At 40.7% G+C, this 16,319-nt stretch carries 16 protein-coding genes; 3 read left to right on the forward strand and 13 right to left on the reverse strand.

The window, feature by feature from the left end; translation table 11 throughout:
- From EHQ58_RS14840 to EHQ58_RS14860, 5 genes are all read right to left on the reverse strand, one after another.
- A partial coding sequence (locus EHQ58_RS14840) for a vWA domain-containing protein (protein ID WP_167883647.1) occupies positions 1-928 on the reverse strand: 928 nt, incomplete at its 3' end.
- 137 nt (positions 929-1,065) lie between these two features.
- Positions 1,066-2,058, reverse strand: a complete 993-nt coding sequence (locus EHQ58_RS14845) for a vWA domain-containing protein (RefSeq protein ID WP_135624697.1) — start codon at positions 2,056-2,058, stop codon at positions 1,066-1,068.
- The gene (locus EHQ58_RS14850) at positions 2,055-2,624 is read right to left on the reverse strand and encodes a hypothetical protein (protein WP_135624698.1); all 570 of its coding nucleotides are present in this window, start codon (positions 2,622-2,624) and stop codon (positions 2,055-2,057) included. The genes EHQ58_RS14845 and EHQ58_RS14850 overlap by 4 nt, the downstream gene beginning before the upstream one ends.
- Positions 2,621-3,502, reverse strand: a complete 882-nt coding sequence (locus tag EHQ58_RS14855; protein ID WP_135624699.1) for a DUF58 domain-containing protein — start codon at positions 3,500-3,502, stop codon at positions 2,621-2,623. Before EHQ58_RS14855 ends, EHQ58_RS14850 begins: the two co-directional genes overlap by 4 nt.
- Before the next feature lie 15 nt (positions 3,503-3,517).
- Positions 3,518-4,489 carry an AAA family ATPase gene (locus tag EHQ58_RS14860; RefSeq protein ID WP_246047380.1) on the reverse strand — a complete coding sequence of 324 codons (972 nt, stop codon included), beginning with the start codon at positions 4,487-4,489 and terminating at the stop codon, positions 3,518-3,520.
- 195 nt (positions 4,490-4,684) lie between these two features.
- On the opposite strand from EHQ58_RS14860, the gene EHQ58_RS14865 reads away from it, so the two are divergent.
- Together EHQ58_RS14865 and EHQ58_RS14870 are read left to right on the forward strand one after the other, a co-directional pair.
- A complete protein-coding gene (locus tag EHQ58_RS14865) occupies positions 4,685-5,506 on the forward strand; it encodes a hypothetical protein (protein ID WP_135624700.1) in 822 nt (273 codons plus the stop codon).
- A 287-nt stretch (positions 5,507-5,793) separates the two neighbouring features.
- Positions 5,794-6,600 (forward strand): hypothetical protein, encoded by an 807-nt coding sequence (locus EHQ58_RS14870; protein ID WP_135624701.1) that lies wholly within the window; start codon positions 5,794-5,796, stop codon positions 6,598-6,600.
- 77 nt (positions 6,601-6,677) lie between these two features.
- On the opposite strand, the gene crcB is transcribed toward EHQ58_RS14870, so the two are convergent.
- The 7 genes from crcB to EHQ58_RS14905 form a co-directional block, all read right to left on the reverse strand.
- Positions 6,678-7,091 carry a fluoride efflux transporter CrcB gene (gene crcB / locus EHQ58_RS14875; RefSeq protein WP_135624702.1) on the reverse strand — a complete coding sequence of 138 codons (414 nt, stop codon included), beginning with the start codon at positions 7,089-7,091 and terminating at the stop codon, positions 6,678-6,680.
- A complete protein-coding gene (locus EHQ58_RS14880; RefSeq protein WP_135624703.1) occupies positions 7,088-7,957 on the reverse strand; it encodes an MBL fold metallo-hydrolase in 870 nt (289 codons plus the stop codon). The genes crcB and EHQ58_RS14880 overlap by 4 nt, the downstream gene beginning before the upstream one ends.
- Entirely contained in the window at positions 7,954-8,703 is a 750-nt protein-coding gene (locus EHQ58_RS14885; protein ID WP_135624704.1) for a sulfite exporter TauE/SafE family protein, read from the reverse strand. The genes EHQ58_RS14880 and EHQ58_RS14885 overlap by 4 nt, the downstream gene beginning before the upstream one ends.
- Before the next feature lie 12 nt (positions 8,704-8,715).
- Positions 8,716-11,916: an efflux RND transporter permease subunit gene (locus tag EHQ58_RS14890; RefSeq protein WP_135624705.1), complete on the reverse strand. Its 3,201-nt coding sequence runs from the start codon at positions 11,914-11,916 to the stop codon at positions 8,716-8,718.
- Positions 11,894-13,312: a TolC family protein gene (locus EHQ58_RS14895; protein ID WP_135624706.1), complete on the reverse strand. Its 1,419-nt coding sequence runs from the start codon at positions 13,310-13,312 to the stop codon at positions 11,894-11,896. The genes EHQ58_RS14890 and EHQ58_RS14895 overlap by 23 nt, the downstream gene beginning before the upstream one ends.
- Positions 13,313-13,315: 3 nt before the next feature.
- A complete protein-coding gene (locus EHQ58_RS14900) occupies positions 13,316-13,543 on the reverse strand; it encodes a YgaP-like transmembrane domain (RefSeq protein ID WP_135624707.1) in 228 nt (75 codons plus the stop codon).
- A gap of 104 nt (positions 13,544-13,647) precedes the next feature.
- Complete coding sequence (locus tag EHQ58_RS14905; RefSeq protein WP_135624708.1) at positions 13,648-13,914, reverse strand: metal-sensitive transcriptional regulator; 267 nt, start codon at positions 13,912-13,914, stop codon at positions 13,648-13,650.
- Between the two features lie 101 nt (positions 13,915-14,015).
- Between EHQ58_RS14905 and EHQ58_RS14910 the strand changes: the two genes are divergently transcribed.
- Positions 14,016-14,432, forward strand: a complete 417-nt coding sequence (locus EHQ58_RS14910) for a zinc ribbon domain-containing protein (protein ID WP_135624709.1) — start codon at positions 14,016-14,018, stop codon at positions 14,430-14,432.
- Here the strand turns inward: EHQ58_RS14910 and EHQ58_RS14915 are convergent.
- Positions 14,429-16,318, reverse strand: a complete 1,890-nt coding sequence (locus EHQ58_RS14915) for an ABC transporter ATP-binding protein (RefSeq protein WP_135624710.1) — start codon at positions 16,316-16,318, stop codon at positions 14,429-14,431. The genes EHQ58_RS14910 and EHQ58_RS14915 overlap by 4 nt on opposite strands.
- Position 16,319: the final 1 nt, after the last annotated feature.

Genomic DNA, 16,319 nt, shown 5'->3' on the forward strand with positions numbered 1-16,319 from the left:
ATAAGAAAGGAAGCAAAAAGAAGTAGGGGCTAATAACTTCTCTACCGCCAGCTTCCCAGAGTAAGGTCTGTTTCTTGGCTTTTGCTGTGTGGATCGCATCCGATAACTCATCAAAACCTGCATAGCCTTCATTCGTACGAATAAAGGCGCCACCTGTCTCCACTGCTATCCTCCGTAGAAACTCAAAATCGGGAACACTCTTACGCTTTTGAACGGAAACATTTGAAGAAATTTCATAGTCATTGCCTGCAGCATCGCCTGATAGATTTTTATTTGATACAACTGACTTAAGTAAGTTAAATGTTAGATCTGTTTCAGCGCCTTGTATCGTACCCAAAGCTACAACATGAACGGGAATGCCTAGCCTCGAGAAATTTTTAATATATTCCAACCCCTTAGCTTTTTCATCTTCTGAGGCATCCCCATCTGAATATAAGACAACCTGAAACCCTTCTCCTAAATATCTTGAGGAATTTATCAATTCTTGAAATGCCGAAACATAATTTGTGCCGCTATAAAAGGTGTTATGCTGGTTCATCTGATTAAAAAGGATATCATTGATCCAAACAGGGTCCGGTAGTGGATGGGAGTGTTGTACAGCTGATCCAGCAAATGTTATGACACCAAAAGAAACTTGATCGGAATTTCGTTTTAATAATTCCATCGAGTGGAATCTTGACTCTTCGAATCTGGTTCGAGGGACAAAAGAATAACCATCGAGGATCTTGACATCTTCTGCATCCATACTCCAAGATCCGTCGAATACAAAATAAACAGATGTTTGATTTGACTCAATTTTGGAATCTCCACTAATGTTTGGCCCCGCTAAGGAGACAACTAAAGATAGAAAAGAAATGGATAAGAAAATTTGATAGAACCAAAATTTCCAATATCCCGACAATTTGCCATCTTTACTGCTCAAAAGCATTGTTAGTTTACTGACTTTGGAAGGATGAACTAAATTACTAATTTCTCTTATAGCCAGGTATTGCATTCGGATAAACCAAATGCAAAACAGGAGAGCCGGTACGGATAAAAGTAATACTAACGGGTAGAGAAAGCCCATTATCGAAGTGGCCTCCGAAACCAAATGCCATTCCCGAGAAAAAATATAAAAAAGAAGATTACAGAAAGTATTGAAATGGGAAGAAATAGTGACACTCTCTCTGTTACTTTTTTGACTTCTAAGGGATGTTTTTCTAATTCACTAATTTCTCTTAATATCGATTTTAACGAATCCCCCTCTTTTGCTCTGTAATATAATCCTGCCGCTTCATTCGCAATCTTCTGTAAACTTTCATCTTTAAGGCTTGTTACAACTTGTTTTCCATCAGCACCGATAAAGGGAGAACCATCTGACTCATACACTTCAATAGGCGTTTCACCAGCAAGTCCGACTATGTATAAATGAACGCCTTCTTTGATGGCGGCTTTTGCTGAAATCAACGGATCGATACCGCCAGAATTTTCACCATCTGTAATGATTAGAATCGCTTGTTCTCTATTCTCTACCTTAACTTTCTTTAGCTCTTCTAATGAATAGAGTATCGCATCTCCTATGTTAGTTCCTCCCGCTTTATTATGATCAATGGTTTGAAAGTGGATGCTATCAATAGCCTTTTTCATCGCTGTTTTGTTATTAGTAAACGGATAATGTAAATATACCTTTCCACTAAAGACAATGATTTCTGTTCGATTTCCTCGAGTATCATCCAAATACTCTTTTACGAGTTCTTTCATTGCCTCGAGTCTATTGGGACGAAAATCTGCAGCCTGCATACTTGCGGAGAGATCGAGTGTGATGGTCAAATCAATCCCCTCTAGATGAATGGAATCCCTTGGTAAGGATAAAGAAGGTCCAGAAAGACCAAAAACCAAAAAAGAATAAGCCAATATTTCCGATTTCTTTACAAGTTTCTCCAAAAAGGAGGATTGATTTTTTTTATCCGCATTCCAACCTAATGGGGCAAATAGAATCGTATCCGTCTTATATCCATACTTATGGACAAAGTAAACACCAATTAACAAAAGAAGTGCGTAAGGATATTCGAAACTCAAGTTAATTTTTCCTTAGACTTTGTTTTTAGAGTTCTTACTTTTTCTATATAACTGAGAGCGAGGGCAGTCGTCGGTTCTTCAACTTGATAAGAAGAGAGCACAATCTCCGCAAAAAGATCGTGTGGGGCCTTTAAAACAGACTTAAAACTTTTCGATAGGACGTTTGTCCAAGCATGCGTCGACTTTGGATTCATAGACTTTATGTAAAATTCCAAAGAAGATTTTTCATAGCCTTTGGCAAGATTTACGATTCGAATAAACTTACTTAGCTCCATGATCGCCAAACGCGGGCTTGTTTGTGCCAGTTCTTCAATTTGTTTTAACTTTGGCGCTTGATCAACGAATGAGATAGGATGAAGAGATAATTTTTCATCTTTCACTGTTTGTGCAGGATTCACTTTCGGCTTAAGGGATGCTAACCACTTGAACAACTTATAGATTAGATAAAATCCGATTCCGATAACCCAAGGCATTAAAAGCAATATGGGAACAATTACCCTCAAAAAATAAACCTCACTTTCAGATAAAATTTCCATAGGGAGCAGTTCACTTATTGAAAGTTTCATGATGTTGAGATCCTTCTTTTGCGCGCAAAAAAATGACCTAACGAATGGTTTGCGGAAACATTACTTGGGAAAGATCCCCAAGTGAGCCCGTATTTTAAAGAAAGTTCTTTTAAATGATCTTCTTGTTCCACTAGCGTCCGAATGGAGCGAGCAGATGTATGTAAAATGTTCTGTTCATTTTCCGGATCTTTGAATTGAAATTTTAAATATTTTGATTGAGAGTATTCAAAAGGCTCATATACATGCATGAGAGCCAAATCATGCGAACTTACCAAATAACGCAGGTCATCCGGCATATCTAAATCAATAAAATCTGAGATCAAAAAGACGACAAATCGATGTCCTTTTCTTCTTTGAAGAGAATGGATCGCGCTACGAATATCAGTTTTACCTGAAAGAGAAGGATTGTCACGATGATAAACAAGTCTCTCTAACATTTGATATAGCTGTCGTCTACCGGTCTTGGCAGGAGACTCAGCGAGTATCTGGTCATTAAAAAAAACATATCCCAATCGATCGCCCGTCTTAATCGTGCTATATGCGAGAGTTGCCGCAAGCTCTACAGCATGTTCAATTTTAGTCTTCTCCTGCCAGCCTGTATACATGGAAGGACTAACATCCATAGCAATATAGATATTACGCTCTCTCTCTTCCTGGAATATTTTAACGTAGGGCTCACCTAATCGAGCAGTCATATTCCAATCTATGAGCCGAATTGATTCGCCATTGACATACTTTCTAGCTTCTTTGAATTCTGTTCCCTTTCCAGGAATTTCCGTTAAGTAATGTCCATCTAACAGAGATGATGCATTTTTCTTGGAAATCAATTCCAAAAGATGCACTCGCTTAAGTATTTCGATTGAGGAAGTTTGGCTCACTAAATTAACTTCTCGCTAGGCGGGAGCTTTTACCGTTTGTAATATCTTAAGGATTAGATCTTCCGATTTCATGCCTTCGGCTTCTGCCATATAATTTAGAGATACTCGATGCCGAAGCACCGATAGCGCCACCGAACGTACGTCTTCCGCCGTAGCAAAATCTCGACCATGCATCAAAGCCACAGACCTGGCAGTTTGTGCCAATGCAAGCGAAGCTCGCGGAGAAGCTCCGTGCCCAATCCATTGTTTATAATCTGGAAGCCCATAATTTTCGGGATTTCGCGTCGAAAGTACAATCTCGGCGATGTAGTGTATCAATTTGTCCTCTAGATGGACAGTCCTACCTAACTCTTGCAAGCTGATGATGTCTTTATCCGAAAAGAAGGCTTTCATTTCAGGGAATTTTGTCTCAGAAACAACCATCTTTACGATTTCTGCCTCTTCTTCTTTTTTCGGGTAACCTACGACAAGTTTCAGAAGGAACCTATCAAGTTGTGCCTCTGGAAGAGGATAGGTTCCTTCTTGTTCGATCGGGTTTTGCGTCGCAAATACAAGGAAAGGGGCAGGCAACTTTTTCGTCTCCTCACCCACAGTGATTTGACGCTCTTGCATCGCCTCAAGAAGGGCGGACTGTACTTTTGCGGGAGCTCGGTTGATTTCGTCAGCCAGGATAAAATTACCGAAGATCGGACCGTATTGATTTTCAAACGTAGCCTTGTTTTGATTGAATATCCGTGTACCTACAATATCTGCTGGCAACAAATCCGGTGTAAATTGAATCCTTCGAAAATCTACTCTGCAAACCTGAGAGAGCAAATTGACTGCTCTCGTTTTTGCCAGACCAGGAAGTCCTTCGATGAGCACGTGTCCATTGGAGAGCATGGCAAGGAGAAGGCCATCTACTAGGTCTTCTTGCCCGACGATGCCTTTGTGCATTTCTTTTCTGGATTCTATTAACGTTTCACTAGCTTCTTTGATGGATTTCAATGGTCACCTTGCACTTTCGAGAGTATGGAAAATCTATCGAATCTTAATTTAATTCCAGGACTTTCAATGAAAAACTAAAACGGACTGCGATTTTTATTCATTTTTTCTATTTTTTAGGGATTTCCTTAAAAAATTATTCTTGCCATATTTTTGCCAATCTTCTACAACAATTATAGCATACACTCGGAGACAAAAATGACGAAGCGAACTTTACTCAAAACCTTAACAGCACTCTTTGCACTTACCTTAGCGGGATCCCTAAGCGCACAAACTTATACTGTTTTCATACACGGAAAATCAGGCTCGAACCACAACGGTGTGGGAACAACTGATGTGAACAATTATTGGGGTTCGGCTCCTAGTTCCGTTTCTGGTTCTAAAATCTTCATCGGATACGATGGAACCACTGACCCTAGAACTTACGGTTCTTCTCGCGCTCAAACAAATGTCACAACGGGTCTCACAAACTACTGCAAGGGAACTAAATCCTGCAAAGTGGTCTGTCACTCTGCTGGTTGTTATGCCATCGAGTATTGGTTGTCGAACCTTGGTGGAACTGCTTCTTCTAAAGGATTCAACCTGACAAAAGTAACGGCGCTCGCAGCTGCTTCTGGTGGATCGGAACTCGCTTCTGCTTTGAACGGTATCACTTTTGGTTTCGCTGGAAACGCAATGGACAAAGCTCTCATCGTAGGAACTGCTCGTGGTGCTTTCAACCATAACAACACGGCTTCTATTGGTGTTTACCATGTTCCAGGTTACAAAGGACTCATCGGAGCCTCTGCGATCCTACCTGGCGAAGATGATTATGCTGTCGCTTACCATTCTTCTTGTGGGTATAACAGATCTGGTGGTCTCAACAAATGTCAATCTTCCCTCACGCAGTATGAAGGAATCTGGCCTTTTGGTGGAAACCAAACTTACAACCAATACTCGGGTCACTACCGAGCTCCTTCGGTTGGTTCGTCTGGGTTGTACTTAAACCACAGCGAAATCACGAAAGAAGGTTGGAGATAAGTTTCCTCACTCTCTCCTTCTCCTGAGAAAAAGCCAGCGCTTCGCTGGCTTTTTTTTTGCCCAAGGGAATACTTGCGTCAAGGATACGACGGGCTTGGTCTGCTACGGCAGACGGAAGCGGAGCGAACCCCAAAGTAGCCTGCCCGGACGCCCAAAACTAAGGGAATTCCCAAAGAGAATTCATTAGTACGACACCTAAATAAATAATTTGCCACATTTTATTTTTTTATTGCCACATTTATTACATTTCGCTACCTTGAAGCATATACCTCATTTGGGAGATTTAAATGCGCAACCTACTTACCATTCTGGCGGTCCTGCTTTTCACAGCGAGCGTCAGTGCACAGACTTACACAGTTTTCATCCATGGAAAATCAGGCTCGAACCACAACGGTGTGGGAACAACTGATGTGAACAATTATTGGGGTACTGCTCCTAGTTCCGTATCTGGTTCCAAAATTTTCATCGGTTACGATGGAACCACTGACCCTAGAACGTACGGTGCTTCTCGTGCACAAACTAACGTAACAACAGGTCTTACAAACTATTGCAAAGGTGCAAACTCTTGTAAAATCGTTTGTCACTCTGCGGGTTGTTATGCGATCGAGTTTTGGCTTTCTAACTTAGGTGGAACCGCTTCTTCTAAAGGATTCAACCTGACAAAAGTAACGGCTCTAGCAGCGGCTTCTGGTGGATCTGAACTTGCTTCTGCTTTGAATGGAGCAACTTTCGGTTTCGGCGGAAATGCAATGGACAAAGCTCTCATCGTAGGAACTGCTCGCGGTGCTTTCAACCATAACAACACTGGATCGATTGGTATTTACCATGTTCCAGGTTACAAAGGACTCATAGGCGCTTCTGCGATCCTTCCAGGTGAAGACGACTATGCCGTCGCTTACCACTCGTCATGTGGATACAACAAAGCAGGCGGGCTGAACAAATGCCAATCTTCACTCACTCAAAGTGAAGGAATTTGGCCTTTTAACTCTAACGTGACGTATACTCAGTATTCTGGTCACTACAGAGCGGCTTCTGTTACAGCAACTGGTCTCTACTTAAACCATAGCGAAATCACAAAGGAAGGTTACAGATAAGTAATCACTCCCATCCCTGAGCGGTTGGACGAAAGGCCCGATGTAAAAGTCGGGCTTTTTTTTTGTTTGAACCTTTTCTATTTTTTGATGACAAGACTTGCAAAATAAATCCCTAGGATCACGAACGAAAGACCTAATAGGATACTAGTGGCAATATTAACAACTGCTGCCTGGTAACTCGCATTACGGATGAGTAACGCATTTTCAAGAGAGAAAGTTGAGAAAGTGGTGAATCCGCCAAGCAGGCCCGTGCCGATGAACAATCGATACTGCGATGGGAGGGACAAACGATCCAAACAAACAAATAGTACGCCGATAAAAAAGGAACCGATCAAATTCACAGTGAGAGTGGAATACGGAAAACTAGATGGAAATGCTTTACCAGTCCATCGTTCGATGGAAAACCGAAGCACACTGCCTATTCCTCCACCTAAAAACACATAAATCAAGCCAAGGGAAACATCCATAAGAAAGGGATAATTAGCACTCAAGGATTCTCAAGGATAAAATGTAGAGGCCATTTCAAATATGACGTACCATTGGATTCTGGCTCTGGCAAAATTCCGGCATTGATATTCACTTGTATGCTTGGCAAAAGCAGCCGAGGAACTGCAAGACCTTGATCTCGATTTTCTCTAAAGGCGATGTAGTCTGACTCCGTTGTATGCTCAGAAAGTTGTATATTATTACTTTTGCAATTGCCTATTGTTGTTTCAAATTTCAATTCTCTACCGTTTGGTAGATAGTCATGGCCCACGAATGCTCGTGTCTGCTCTGGCAACGTATATAGATTTTTTGAGATCGATTGGTATAGGTCCTTGGCGCTTCCATTCGGAAAATCGCATCTCCCAGTTCCGTAATCTGGCATAAAGAGTGCATCGCCTGTAAATAAAAGATCACCGATTAGGTAACTCATGCAAGCTGGCGTATGACCTGGAGTGGGAATTGCCTCAAGGAAAATGCTGCCGAACTTTACTTTCTCAAAATCGGTAAACAAATGATCGAATTGGGAACCATCTGTTTTTAGAGATAGCAGATTGAAGTGTTTTTTAAATGTCTCTTGGACTAACTTGATCCTTTCTCCAACACCGATGACGGCTTCCGGGAAGTGCTTTTTTAAAAATTGAGAGCCTGATAAGTGATCTGCATGTACGTGTGTTTCAAGAATTGCTCGCAATTTGATTTTTTTTGATTGTATATAGTTGATAACTCTTTGCAAGTTTTTAGTCGAAACATTGCCCGAGTTTGGATCAAAATCTAAGACGGGATCAATCAAAATCCCATCTTCTGAATCCTCATCGTATACAAGATAGGTGAGAGTAAAGGTATCCGAGTCAAAAAAATGCTGCACCTTCATGGTAGTGCCTCCAAAATACTTGATAGGGAAAAAATGGCAATGAGACTAAAAGAAATTTTCCTGAGTAATAGTGTAAATGTCTTCGGGATGTTTCGTGTCAAAATAGGAAAGAGGATCGCCACCAGTAGAATCCCCATAAATAGATAAAAAAATAGTTTTGGTTCTGGAAGTTGCAATCCGTCTTTCCATTGGAACAGAAACGCAGCTACAGAAGTCACAAAAATCGGGAGCAAGCTCGTTGCTACAGCCTTTTCATGAGGGAACTGAAAAAAAGATATCAAGGCGGGCATCATAAGCACTCCTCCTCCAAGTCCAGTAAGCGTAGTAAGAATTCCTAAAGCAACGCCTAACATGGAACCAAGGATGGGAATGTTTTCTTTTCGTATCCTGGAATCATTTTTGTTCTTGTTTGGCCACCAAACACTAATCAATCCAAAGAGGGATACGACAAAGAGTAATATAAAAATAATCCATTCAGACAACAAAACTTTTACTGGAATAAACAGAAAACTAGAGATGATTGAAAAAGGAATGATCCAAAGAGCAAGCTTCAGATCAACTTCCTCCCATTGCGTGAGGAGATTGAAAAAAGCAGAGAGCGCGACGGCTACAAGCGAGAAGCTCGTCGCTTCTTTCAAAGTCATCTCAAAGTTGAGAATGAAAAGGGGAATTGAGATGAGTGCCCCTCCGGAACCGGTGAGTCCCATCACAAATCCAATGATGATACCAATCCAAAGAGCACTCATATTATTACCCAATTAGACGAACAAATGTTCTTCTTCCTTCCTTAACAATTCTCTTTTCCGCGCATTCCCTACAAAGGAATAGTATAGTACTGGGACAGCAAAGCGACTGAGAATGGTAGCTGCAATTTCACCAAACATTAATGAGACGGCTAACCCCTGAAAGATAGGGTCAAAAAGCATAATGAAGGAACCGACGATTACCGCTGAAGCCGTCAGTAACATTGGTCTAAAACGAACCACCCCAGCATGGATCACCGCTTCTTTCACCTCGACGCCTTTTTTTATTTCCGCTTCAATGAAATCCACGAGAATGATCGAATTTCTTACGATGATCCCCGCGCCGGCTATAAATCCTATCATTGAAGTAGCAGTAAAATAAGCACCCATGATCCAATGTCCAGGCAAGATCCCGATAAGTGAAATCGGAATGGGAGCCATGATGATGAGTGGTACGGTATAACTTCGAAACCAACCAAGCACCAGAATATAAATCAATACCATGACAACAGCAAATGCTCCTCCTAAATCACGGAAAACTTCATAGGTGATATACCATTCTCCATCCCACTTGACTACAGGCTTTGTAGTATTCCATGGAACTTCCGCTGTCCTTGTTTCATATTGAATTTTTGGCGCAATCTTTAACATACCATAAACGGGAGATTCTTCTGCCCCAGAGAGTTCACTTGTAACGTAAGAAACGGGTTTCAGATTTTTACGAAATAAAGCCCTATCTTCTTCGATCCTTGGAGTTCCGAGAACCAAGGAGGCAGGGATTACACCCGTTTCCATGGACAGAAGATTCTGACCGCTAAAAGGACTTTTATTTGAACGAAACGTCTGTTCGACGGAAAGATTTACGGTAACTTCCTCAGGCTCCGAAGCATCAGAAAGACTTACCAAGGGCGATTCTGAAAATAAATACCTGCCAGTTCCCGCAAGTGACATGGCTCGAATCCCAAAAGTCCCAGCCTTATCATAAGCGATTGGATAGACAATTTTTGGACGGCCATTGCGTAGACTCGTATCTAAATCCACAACACTAGGCTCTGCCGCAAAGATATTGTAAACTTCATCGGCAACTTTCTTTCGTTCGGCGGAATTTGGTCCATAAATTTCCGCAACCATTGTCGCCATAACAGGTGGACCCGGTGGAATTTCTAAAACCTTTGTGATGACACCGTGTTTCTTTCCAAAACTACGTATGAGCGGACGAAGAGATTCAATCACTTCATGACTCGATTCTTTTCGATCCGATTTATTTTTCAAAACAATTTGTAAATCATTCATGGATTCCAAATTTCTTAGAAAAGAATGTTTTACCATTCCCGAAAAGGAGAACGGTGCGGAATCACCAGTGTAAACTTGAATTTTCATCACATTTTCGTTAGCGAGAAGGGACGCGATCAACTCTTCACTTTTAAGTAACCCGACTTCTCTACTTGTCATCGGTGGATAATCAAGTAGCACTTGGAATTCCTCTTTGTTATCAAAAGGAAGCATCTTGACTTTTACTAATTTTAAGGCAACGAATCCCATGGATATGAATAGCAAACCAATGATGATGATTCCAAACAAACTTGCATTCTTCTTTGTCGCTAGTAGCCAATTCGTGAAGATAATATAAATTTTATCGAGCTTAGATATCGACTCTTCCTTCGAATCACTATGTTTTTCTTTCTGCTTGTGCTTTAGCAATCTTACGGAAGCCCACGGAGTGATGATAAATGCAACAAAAAGTGAAAGAATCATCGCAAGACTTGCACCCACGGGAATCGGTTTCATATACGGACCCATGAGACCCCGAACAAAAGCCATTGGCAAGATTGCTGCAATTACAGTAAATGTTGCAAGTATTGTTGGATTCCCTACTTCAGATACACCTTGTAACGTCGCTTTGACGATACCTAGATGCGGATTCTCTTCCATATGACGTTCAATATTTTCTACAACGACGATTGCATCATCTACTAGAATTCCGATGGAAAAAATCAGTGCAAACAGGGTGACACGATTTAGTGTATAGTCCATAAAGTAATACACTGCTAACGTAAGCGCAAGCGTCACAGGAATCGCAATGGCGACAACAAGTGATGCTCTCCAACCCATCCAAAGCGCGATGAGTATGGTAACTGATAAAGTTGCGATCATTAAGTGTTCGATCAATTCATGAGATTTATCTGCTGCAGTGCTTCCATAATTCCTTACGACTGATAATTTAACATCACTTGGTAATTCTGATTGGTAAGCTTGTGCACGAGTAAGTAAATCTTCTGCAAGAGTCACAACATTCGTGCCTTTTCTTTTCGCAAAAACAATGGAAACAGCATTGCGCTTTTTAGCTCCATATTCTTTATCATAGAGATATGATGATTTTGTTCTCTCTTCTGGACCTTCAAAAACTTTTGCTATATCGTTCAAACGAATGACTCGCCCACCACGTTGAACAATGGGAAGCCTTTCTACTTCTAAGATTCCATTAATTTGACCACCAACTTCAACATCCATGACCTTATCTTTCGACCAATTATTACCAGCAGGGAGAAAACTATCGTTCGCTTGAAGTGAACTAGCAACTTCTAAAAGGGTAACTCCATAACGCGCCATATCTCCTGGATTTACAATCACTCGAACTACTTTTTTTCTTCCACCCAACAGTTCCACATTCGCCAAATCAGGAGTAGATGATAACTCTCTTGCCAATGGCGCGATCTTACCTCTTAAACTATAGTCATCCATAGTCTCAGAACTAAACGTAAGTGTTAAAAAAGGAACATCATCTATCGAGAAAGATTTGACTAGTGGATCCATTACATTTTTTGGAAGCCATTGCCTTGTTTCCATGAGCTTATGATGAATTTTAACCAGAGATGGTTCTATGGGCTCTCCTACCTTGAACCGAACCGTAACGAGCCCTCCATGCCATTTGCTTGTTGAATAGATGTACTCCACGCCTTCAATTCCCCAAATCGCCCGCTCAACCACCTCGATTACCTTTCGCTCGGTCTCCTCAGGAGAGAAACCTGGTGCAGGGATCTGTATATCTACCATGGGCACGCTAATTTGTGGCTCTTCTTCTTTGGGAGTTAAAAAAACGGAAATAACGCCGATGAGCAAGCTTCCGATTGCTATGACGGGAGTTAGTTTCGAAAACATAAACATCTCAGCGAGTTTTCCCGCAAATCCTCTTTTAATTAGTTGAAGCTGGTTCATTACTATTTCCTTTTTGTATTAAATGTAACTCGGATCTGACGCGTATGTAATTTAGCTCAATATCTAACATTGACTTTGCAACATCAATGGAACGATTTAAAACTTCCGCAAACTGAATCGCATTAACAGCACCGGATTGAAATAACCTCTGCATGTAAACCACCTGCTCCTCTTGGTTTTTCAAAGAATCTTTGATGAGTAGATAGTTTTCTCTCAAAGCAACTTCTTGATTTGTTAAAGTTTTTACAAAGGCCTCTTCTTTATTTCTTGTTTCTTCCAATCTCTTTCGCATGGCCTCTGCTTGCAGTTTTGCCTCTTCCACGGCACCCATGTCCTTTGGGTTATAGAGATTCATTTGCACATAAAAACCCGCGTTGTATGCCGTTTGGGTGCTTCGGCTTCCACTATAGGCATTTGCTTCCGAGTAGACTCCCACTCTAGGTAAAAACTTTGACATTTCCATTTCTGATTTTAACCCCTCAGTTTCCGTATAAATAGAGAGTGCCTTTGTATAATTTGAATCACCTTTTTCACCTAATTTAGGGAAGTGGGTATCTACAAAGGGAAATAGATCTGCTGAGATCGTCTGGATTTGTTCTGCTTCCATACCTGAGAGTAGGGAAAGATTTTCTTTGAATTCGAGAAGTTGGTTGGAAGATTCTTTGCTCATTGCATCCAAACGATTTTTTAAGGACTTGAGTGCCAAATATCCAGAATACCCGACAGGATTACTCTTGTTTGCCAGTTGGTATCCTGACTGGAAACGAGACTCTGTCTTGGAGATTTGTTCCAGTCTTGTTTTATATTCTGCAATCGATTGTAATCCTCTATAATAAAGTGCCAAGTTGGCAAACTCTCTATCCCTCAAAGCCTCTTTCTCAAATTTTATACCAATAGATCTCTTTTCTTGTATTTTGGATAAAGTCTGACTTGCACCACCCTCATACACAGGTAAGTCTATCCCGAGACTTCCACGAGAATATGTATTGGAACCAGGATTGTTCAGAGTGTCTTTAGCAAATAGATTGGCTGTATCCGAATTAAGAGTGTTATACGGTTGGTTATTGCTATCTAGAAAATTACCCGGTCTAACTCGAGCGGACGCGGTTGAAAAGTCCGCATCAGTGGCAGATCTTTGCCCTAATTTACCGAGTAAGTTCAAAGCCGGATCGTTCGTATTATAGGCTCGAACGTCTGTGTAAACACGCGGGAGCCAATGTCTATCGCTTCTTTCCTTTGCTACTTCCGAGGCCTTGTATTCAAGCTGTTTTGCCTGCCTACCAAGGGAGTGGCTTTCTACTTTTTGCCAAAGTTCTTCAAACGAAAGTGAATCCGCAAACAAGAATCCTGGAACCATCAGTAGTGAATGGACAACAATCATTAACGCGCGTTTCATGTTCTACTCCCGGTTACACTTAGCTGCAAAACCAAGCTTATTCAATATTACGGACATAACGCAAAATCCCGTGGTTGCGAAAACCACTAGATTGATCCCTACAAGCAAATTCAGTAAATACCCAAATGGGGAAACTAAATAGCCGATGGAAATGCCTGCGAGGCTAAACAAACCTGCGAGCAAAAAAATAGTCCTTTCTAAATACCATGTTTTGGTTGAAGCTAAATACATTACCATACCCCCTATAGTATGCTAGTCACAACGCCAAGATACCCGTGGGGGTATGTTGGCGTCAAGTTGGTTTTGCGATTTTTTTAAGGTAGGAGAGGGTAAGCTTAGAGAGAAAAGGCTGCCTTGATGGCCTTTTTCACATCTAGTTCGATGGAATTCGTATTTTTTCTCTCTTTAAAACAAGAATCCATATACTCTTGAATGTACGCCTCACCAAATTTTTTCATTGCCTGATGCGATGCTTTGAGCAATAAGATGGCTTTTTCACAGTCCTTCTCATCTTCAAGAATTGTTTTTTTTATGGCTTCCAGTTGTCCCTGGATGCGATTGATACGGTGTATGAGTTTTGTTTTCTCTTCTTGGCTGACCATGAAGCGAATACCCCTTGGGGTATTTAATCTGTCAACTGAAATTCAAAATCGTTTGGTGATAAAGAGATTGCCATTCGTGAATTCACTGGAATGCTATACTTATGGATTTTTTACTTTATAGCTACTACCTACTATTCTCTATCATCCTCCTTACGCCATTTTTATTATTTCATTTCAAATTTCAGGAAAATAGATCTACGTTTGGCAGTGACTCGAATGAATCGCTCATGCCCCTCAAACAAAAAAAATCGAATACTTTGGACTCTTTAAAGGATTTACGTTCGGATTTCCATTCTGGCAAAATTTCCGAGGAAGAATTTCAATCGATCAGCATACCTTATTTAAACGAACTCGATTCTATCGAAGCACAACTCACGGTCTTAAAAACGAGGGCCATTCCACAAACATTGGAACCTGTAAAAATTTCGGGCGATTGGAAATGTTCTAATTGTGGATCTCTGATCCAAGTCCCAAAAGCAAAATTTTGCCCTGAGTGCGGATCCTCAAGAATGGCTTAAGAATCTTGTGAAGGTGTAAATTGCATTTCATACAAACGTTTGTACTTTGAGGCTTGATTGGCTAGTAACTCGGTATGGCTGCCACTTTCTACAATTTCTCCATTCTCTATATAGTATATTGTATCAGCTATTTTAACAGTAGAAAGTCGATGAGCGATAATGATGACTGTCTTTTGAGAATATAACCTAACGAAAGCCTGTTGAATCAACCTTTCTGATTCTGTATCGAGCGCGCTCGTAGCTTCGTCTAAAATCAATACTTCTGGATTAGCGAGTAAAGTTCTTGCTATCGATATACGTTGGCGTTGGCCACCGCTAAGCATGACACCTCTTTCGCCAACAATAGTATCAAAACCTTCTTCGAAAGATTCGATAAATTCAGTTGCAAAAGCATCGTCTGCTGCCTGTCGTATTTGGCTTTCTGTAGCTTGAGGGAATCCATAGGAAATGTTTTCTCGAACAGAACCATTGAATAAAAATATATTTTGGGAAACTACACCTATCCTACATCGTAAATTATCCAATTTTAGGTTTTTCGCATCTACTCCATCCCACAAAATGCTACCTGCGGTAGGATCGATTAGCCTTGGCAGTAAATCTATTAGCGTAGATTTTCCCGCACCTGATGATCCAACTATGGCGATTGTTCCCCCTTTGGGAATCACAAGATTTAGCTCCTTCAGTGCATATGTTTCAGTGCCTGGATAAATATACGAAACATTTTGATAACATATATTTTTCTGAAGAGGGCCAAGATCATTTGCTACGTCAGGATCTTTAATGTCTGTTTCTCGAGAGAGAATTTCAAAAACTCTTTCCCCAGCCGAAGCAGAAGCCTGAACTAGATTCACAAGAATACCCATTTGTTTGAGTGGGCGCATGAGAAAAATGAGAGTGATGAAGAATACGAGAAATCTTCCTTTTGAAAAACTAGGATCCTCAAGGAGATATGCTCCAATTCCTAAAAATATCATGGTAACGATAGAGCCAGATAATTCGATTAATGCTGGCCCGATTTGGTGATAAAAATGTGTTTTGAACGTTTTCTCTGAGAGGTCATGATTTACTTCATAAAAACGCTCAGCCTCTTTATCTTCCATAGAAAAAGCACGTATCACCCGGATACCTGAAATCACTTCTTGCAAATCTCCGTTCAATGCGGACAGTCTATCTTGTTGGCTTTTTGTGGAGCGTCGAATTCGATCCGCGAGGGTACTAACGGGACCTAAAATGAAAGGAATGATGATAAAAACCAAAAAGAACAACTGCCAGCTTAACACAAGTAATATGACGAGATGTATTATGATTGAAAAAAAATCATTGATTGCATCTTTTAAATCATTTGAAACTACTTTTCCGACAGTATCCACATCATTTATAATGCGGCTCATTAGAATGCCTGTTTTTTCCCGAAGAAAATCGTTTAACGGCAGTTCTTGAAGCTTTTCATAGAGCGACTGACGCAGATCCCTGACAGAGAGTAGACCTGCAGAATTGACAAAATAGATCGTACCAGCGAGACAGATTAATTTCAAAAGATATATCGGCAGGATCACGAGACAGAACAAAAATACTAGCTCATCTGGAGTCCGCTTTGAAAGTTCCGAGTTGATATATACTTTTGTTTGTGCGAAAAAAAATTGGCCATACTCGAGAGTATAACCAGGAACATCCTTTTCTGTTTTTTTGAGCATCTCTTGGTCTTTTTTAGTTAGGGAAAGTTGAAACTTGTAGTTTTCTCCAGAACCCAAAGAATCAAAGATGGGAATGAGTGATGTGAGAGAGGCTCCATTGAAAATGGATACGAAAATTGATAAAAAAATGCCTACAGAGAGTCTGTATTTGTATTTTAATAAATATGGCCAAAGTTTTCGATAGATCTTCACG

The sequence above is a fragment of the Leptospira ognonensis genome (assembly GCF_004770745.1).
GTDB classification, from domain to species: domain Bacteria; phylum Spirochaetota; class Leptospiria; order Leptospirales; family Leptospiraceae; genus Leptospira_A; species Leptospira_A ognonensis.